This is a genomic window from Mesorhizobium sp. M7A.F.Ca.CA.001.04.2.1 (assembly GCF_003998485.1).
In the GTDB taxonomy this organism is placed as follows: Bacteria; Pseudomonadota; Alphaproteobacteria; order Rhizobiales; family Rhizobiaceae; genus Mesorhizobium; species Mesorhizobium ciceri.
In genome coordinates this window covers 1-4,935 of sequence record NZ_RZQT01000230.1, presented here as the reverse complement: position 1 = coordinate 4,935, position 4,935 = coordinate 1, and the positions used below count along the sequence as shown (strand labels likewise).

The 4,935-nt window shown below is 61.9% G+C and carries 7 protein-coding genes and 1 pseudogene; 5 read left to right on the top strand and 3 right to left on the bottom strand.

Features of this window, described 5'->3' with window-relative positions; genetic code table 11:
• Positions 1–2 precede the first annotated feature (2 nt).
• On the top strand, positions 3–725 hold the full coding sequence (locus EN955_RS33655; RefSeq protein ID WP_224620599.1) for a DUF4336 domain-containing protein: 723 nt from the start codon (positions 3–5) through the stop codon (positions 723–725).
• Here EN955_RS33655 and EN955_RS33650 read toward each other — a convergent pair.
• Positions 688–1,653, bottom strand: a complete 966-nt coding sequence (locus EN955_RS33650; RefSeq protein WP_013530130.1) for a LysR family transcriptional regulator — start codon at positions 1,651–1,653, stop codon at positions 688–690. The genes EN955_RS33655 and EN955_RS33650 overlap by 38 nt on opposite strands.
• 101 nt (positions 1,654–1,754) lie before the next feature.
• On the opposite strand from EN955_RS33650, the gene pcaD reads away from it, so the two are divergent.
• The 3 genes from pcaD to EN955_RS33635 all read left to right on the top strand — a co-directional run bounded on the left by pcaD (position 1,755) and on the right by EN955_RS33635 (position 3,356).
• Positions 1,755–2,657, top strand: a complete 903-nt coding sequence (pcaD, locus tag EN955_RS33645) for a 3-oxoadipate enol-lactonase (RefSeq protein WP_013530131.1) — start codon at positions 1,755–1,757, stop codon at positions 2,655–2,657.
• A gap of 180 nt (positions 2,658–2,837) precedes the next feature.
• Positions 2,838–3,083, top strand: coding sequence for a hypothetical protein (locus EN955_RS33640; protein WP_013530132.1), 246 nt, complete (start codon positions 2,838–2,840; stop codon positions 3,081–3,083).
• 57 nt (positions 3,084–3,140) lie between these two features.
• Positions 3,141–3,356 carry a hypothetical protein gene (locus EN955_RS33635; protein WP_013530133.1) on the top strand — a complete coding sequence of 72 codons (216 nt, stop codon included), beginning with the start codon at positions 3,141–3,143 and terminating at the stop codon, positions 3,354–3,356.
• Positions 3,357–3,418: 62 nt separating this feature from the next.
• Here the strand turns inward: EN955_RS33635 and EN955_RS33630 are convergent, their stop codons facing one another.
• The gene (locus EN955_RS33630) at positions 3,419–3,859 is read right to left on the bottom strand and encodes a DUF2267 domain-containing protein (RefSeq protein WP_024504112.1); all 441 of its coding nucleotides are present in this window, start codon (positions 3,857–3,859) and stop codon (positions 3,419–3,421) included.
• 223 nt (positions 3,860–4,082) lie between these two features.
• Between EN955_RS33630 and EN955_RS33625 the strand changes: the two genes are divergently transcribed.
• Complete coding sequence (locus EN955_RS33625; protein WP_024504111.1) at positions 4,083–4,775, top strand: hypothetical protein; 693 nt, start codon at positions 4,083–4,085, stop codon at positions 4,773–4,775.
• Positions 4,776–4,817: 42 nt separating this feature from the next.
• Here the strand turns inward: EN955_RS33625 and EN955_RS35200 are convergent.
• Positions 4,818–4,935: pseudogene (locus tag EN955_RS35200) on the bottom strand (IS630 family transposase); the annotation flags it as partial.

The window sequence follows — 4,935 nt, the reverse complement described above, 5'->3', positions numbered from 1 at the left end:
CTATGGGAAGCAATGTGCAAATGGCTGGTAGTCTCAAGGAATTCGGCCTTGGGATCTGGATTGCGGATGGTCCGATCGTCACGGCGGCCGCCGGCTTTCACTATCCCACGCGTATGGCCGTTATCGGATTGTCCGGGGGCGGTTTGTTCATCTGGTCACCGGTAGAGCTCACGAACGAGCTGCGCGCCGATGTGGACGCTCTGGGCGTGGTGCGCTTCCTGATCCCGCCCAATTCGCTTCACCACGTGTTTCTCGCTGACTGGCAGCGCGGCTATCCCGATGCCAAGGTCTATGCGCCACCCGGCCTGCGGGAAAAGCGCCGAGATATCCTCTTCTGCGGCGAGCTCGGCGATACGCCTGCCGCCGACTGGGCGGACGATCTCGACCAGGTCGTCGTGCGCGGCAACAGGATCACCACCGAGATTGTCTTCTTCCACCGCGCAAGCAGGACAGTGTTGTTCACCGATCTGATCCAGCATTTCCACGCCGGATGGTTCAAGGGCTGGCGGGCGCTCGTAGCCCGGCTGGATCTGATGGTGGCCGCAGAGCCCTCAGTGCCGCGAAAATTCCGCGCCGGCTTTACCGACCGGCGCGCCGCGCGTGCCGCTCTTCAACGCATACTGGCATGGCCGGCCGAAAGAGTGCTGATGGCGCACGGCGAACCAGTGACGGAGGACGCTCAAACGTTCATCCGTCGCGCTTTTCGCTGGCTGGTTGGCCGCTGACTTCCTCGGCGGATTTCGGCGCTTCGAGCACACGGCGCAATGCCGGCGCTTCCTGCTGGATATGATCCCACAGCCGGTTCGCGATCGGCCCATGCGGCCGGTCGCGGCGGCGCGCCACCACCAGTTCGTCGGTGCGGCCCGGCAGATGACGGCCGGCAATGGAGTGCAGGCGTCCGTCCTGCAGTTCTTCCTCGATCAGGAAGCGGGGCAGGTGGCCCCAGCCAAGGCCCTGCAGGATGATCTCCTTCTTCATGCCCTGGTCGGCGACGAGGCATTGCGGCGCGCCTTCGATCAGCGAATAGTTTTGTTGTGGCGAATGGCGGGCGCTGTCACGCATGACGCATTGGGTGAGTGCCTGCATCTGGTCCGGGGTGATCGGCTGCTCGATACGCTGAGGCAGAAAGCCCGGCGCCACCACGGGAATGAAGGACACCTTGCACAAATCGACCCATTCCACCCGCGCATCGCCCTTGTCGACCCAGTGCAGGATCAGGTCGGCTTCGTCGTCGAAGAGACGCTCCCATGGGCCGCCCACCGCTTCGAAATGCAGATGCAGGCGCGTGCCGGGCAACTGTGCGAAGAATCGCCCGAGCATGCCCAGCACCTGCGGGCGCGGGCACAGGTCGCCGATCACCACATGGATCTCGCTTTCCTCACCCATCGCCAACTGGGCGGCATGGACGCGCAAACCGTCCATCTCGCGCAGCAGCGATAGCGCTCGGCGGTGGAACGACAGCCCGGCCTCGGTCGGACGCACGCGATAGCCGCTGCGATCCAAAAGGACGAGGCCGAGCTGTCGCTCCAGCTTGGCGACGGCGGCGAACACCGCGGGGTGCGAGCGATACAGCATGGCCGCCGCAGGCTGAAAACCGCCGGTGCGGACCACCGCATCGAAGCATTGCAGATCGTGCAGGGTGAATTCGGCCATGTCAGTTTTTGTTACAGAGCTTGTCTTATCTTTGTAATATCAACAAAATCGCTCCACGGCTAGGCTCTGTCTCGTTCAACGTTCCAGAAGGAATCTTCATCATGAATGAGCTGAATTTCGTCACAACGGGCGACGGCACGCGCATCGCCTACCGCTTCGACGGCGACGCAAGCAAGCCGGTGCTGGTGCTGTCGAATTCCATCGGCACCACGCTGCACATGTGGGACAGGCAGGTCGGCGAATTGTCGAAGCATTTTCGTGTCCTGCGCTACGACTTTCGGGGCCATGGCGGATCGAGCGTTCCGGTCGGCGCCTATTCGCTGGACCGGCTTGGCCGCGACGTCATCGAGTTGCTCGATGCGCTCGACCTGCAACGTGTACATTTCCTTGGCCTGTCGCTCGGCGGGTTCGTCGCGCAGTGGCTCGGCATCCACGCGCCCGAGCGGATCGACCGGCTGATCCTGAGCAACACCTCGTCCCATCTGGCGCCGGCAAGCTATTTCGACGAGCGGATCGCTGCGGTGCGCCAGGCGCCGGACATGTCGGAAACCGCTGAGACGTTCCTGAGCAACTGGTTCCCCGCGTCGCTGGTTGCCGCCAACGAGCCTGTGGTCGAAGACTTTCGCGCCATGCTGCTGGCTATCGACCGGCAGGGCCTGGCGGGTCTGTTCGCGGCGGTTCGCGACGCGGACCTTCGCCGCACCGTGGCACTGATACCCCGGCCGACGCTGGTGATCGCCGGTCGGCACGACACGGTGACGGCAGCCAGCCACAGCGAGCTGATCGCCGCGACGGTGCCCGGCGCGAAGCTGGTTGTGCTGCCTGCGGTCCATCTGTCGAACATCGAATATCCGGCAGAGTTCATCCAGGCTGTCATCGATTTCTGCGCGGAGCCGAGTGCCGCGACGGCAAAGGCATCCGGCACCAGCCCGGCGGTTGCCGAGCGTTCAAAGGACGCTGCGGTTCACAAGGGCGGGCGCCAGCCGGAGCCTGCGTCAATGTGAGCGCCGGGCCGAGCCGAGCCATCTGGCGAGAAGCTTTTCAACGCCTTTCGGAACGATCCCGTCACCTTGCCATTATCAGCACGAAGGCAGGCTCGGACAGGCAAACGCCGTAACCGACCTTAGAGACGGCCGGCGACGCACCACTTTCGGGCGCCGACACGAACACGCCGGAGGAAAGCGATGACTGGACGCAAAACCCACGATCAACAAATTCGCATCATTGAAGAGCGGGAAAACACAAAGAACGCCGGCAAGGATTTTGATGCCGAGGCGGATCTGAAACGATCAGCGGCGGAACGCGAAGCACTGCGCAAGGGAGCGGACATGAGGACCGACACACCGGACCTCGTCGATCCAGACGACCGCAACATGCTTCGCGGCAAGAATCAGGAAAGCGCCCATCACAAGAACCGTGCCGACGACTAAAGCGCGTCACGGACCAGCAACGCTCCTGGAACATTCGTCATAGATTGGAGGCAGCCCATGGCACGCGGCAGCAAGAAGCACATCGGAGCAGGTTCACAAGGAAAGGGTTCCGGCACAGGCGCCATGACCGTGACGCCAAAAGACAAGCTCGAAGAAAACAAGGTTCTGTCCAATCGCGACAAGGCACAGCATTCCAAAGAACGCGGTTTGGACTCCAGGCAGGTCGCGACCGAGCAGCATCAGGATCATGCCGCCAACCGTTTGCGGGACTGACGCCCGACAGGGGCGCCAGCCTCGGCCTGGCTGTCCGGGGAGCCGTCAGATTCGTGCCATCTCTATTTGACACCGAGGCTTTCGGGCCAGAGCGCCTGGATTTCCTTCGGCAGCACATCGCGCACCTTAGCCGATTGGCCAAGATCAACATGCCGTGCAAGAACTCGGAATACCGAGCGTGCTGCATCCTCGGGATCGACGGGGCGGATCGATTTCAATTCCTCGCCGATGTGCTGCGAGAAGTTTTCCAGGGAGCGCGTTTTGTCCGGCTCGGCTGCGGGCCGGTAGTGGTCGTAATAGGCGCCGCGCACCAGGAGCGGCAGTTCCGCCCCAAGTTTGGCCGCAAGCCCGATCTGCAGCCTGTCCCTTACGGTCCGCAGGACCGCGCCCAATATGTGCCATGCAATTCGCCGATCCGGACCATGATCGTCCATGATCTCGTCGAGCCAGATGTTGGTTGTCTGCAGCGTCCTGTCAAAGACATCCAAACCGGTAGCGCTCATCATCGCCTCCTCATCAAATTCATGTCTGGTTTCGAAACGATGCTCAGGGACAATCGTTTCGCTATCTGTCGACAAAATTGGCTCGGCCTGTGATCCGGCTCTGCCCCGGGATCCACGGTAGCGGTCTTGGTTGCGCCGGAACCCCTTCCGAAGCAGTTCGTTCCTGGGTGGGCGGCTTTGAGGAGCTGGTTGGGGGGAGCGCGTCCTGAACGGATTTTTTGCGATGCCTGCAAGGAAGACAAAAACCAATGAAGGCGAGAACCGACAGCAACTCCTGCAGATGATGACGACGGAGCATTTGGTGCTGGGGACCGCCAGGGCGGCGACTATTCAGGAGGCGAATCAGCGCGCAAATTTGTTCCTGACTTCGGTATCCAGCGCCACGATCGCCCTTGCTTTCGTGGCCCAGGTGACGAGGATGGGGCTTCCTTTCATGCTGTTCAGCCTGATCCTGTTGCCGTGCCTCTACTTCATTGGGCTGGTGACATTCGTCAGGGCTGTGCAGGTGGCCATCGAAGACATGGTCCACGCCCGCGGCATGGCACGCATCAGGCACTGCTACACCGAGCTCACCCCTTCGATGGCGCGCTATCTGGTTCACTCCACCCATGACAACCAAACGGCTCTGCTGGCCGATGTCGGCCTCAAGCCAAGGCCCTGGCAAGCGTTCGCCGGAACCGCAGGGATGGTGAATGTCGTCAACGGTGCCATCGCCGGTGTCTTTGCCGGCGTGATGCTCAAGGTTGTCGTTGGCTCGACGGCCAGTCTCGCCGTGACTGTCGGCATTCTAGCTTTTGCGGTGAGCAACTGGTGCCTGTGGCAACATCACAGGCGCAGTTGGGCAAGCGCGGAACACAAGCTGAAGGTGCTGTTTCCAAACGTGCCGGACAGCGACGGCAAGGCGCGGATCGGATAACCCGTTCGAGAGGGCAGGAGCATCAACTCGCGCTAGAGCGTTTCACGTTTTGACGGAAGCGTACCCGGCTTTTGCGAAGTAGTTTTTGCATTCGGCTGCCTCGATGGTTTCGACGAGGTGGCCGATGTGGCGCCACGTGTCCTCGACGGTGCGTTTCTGA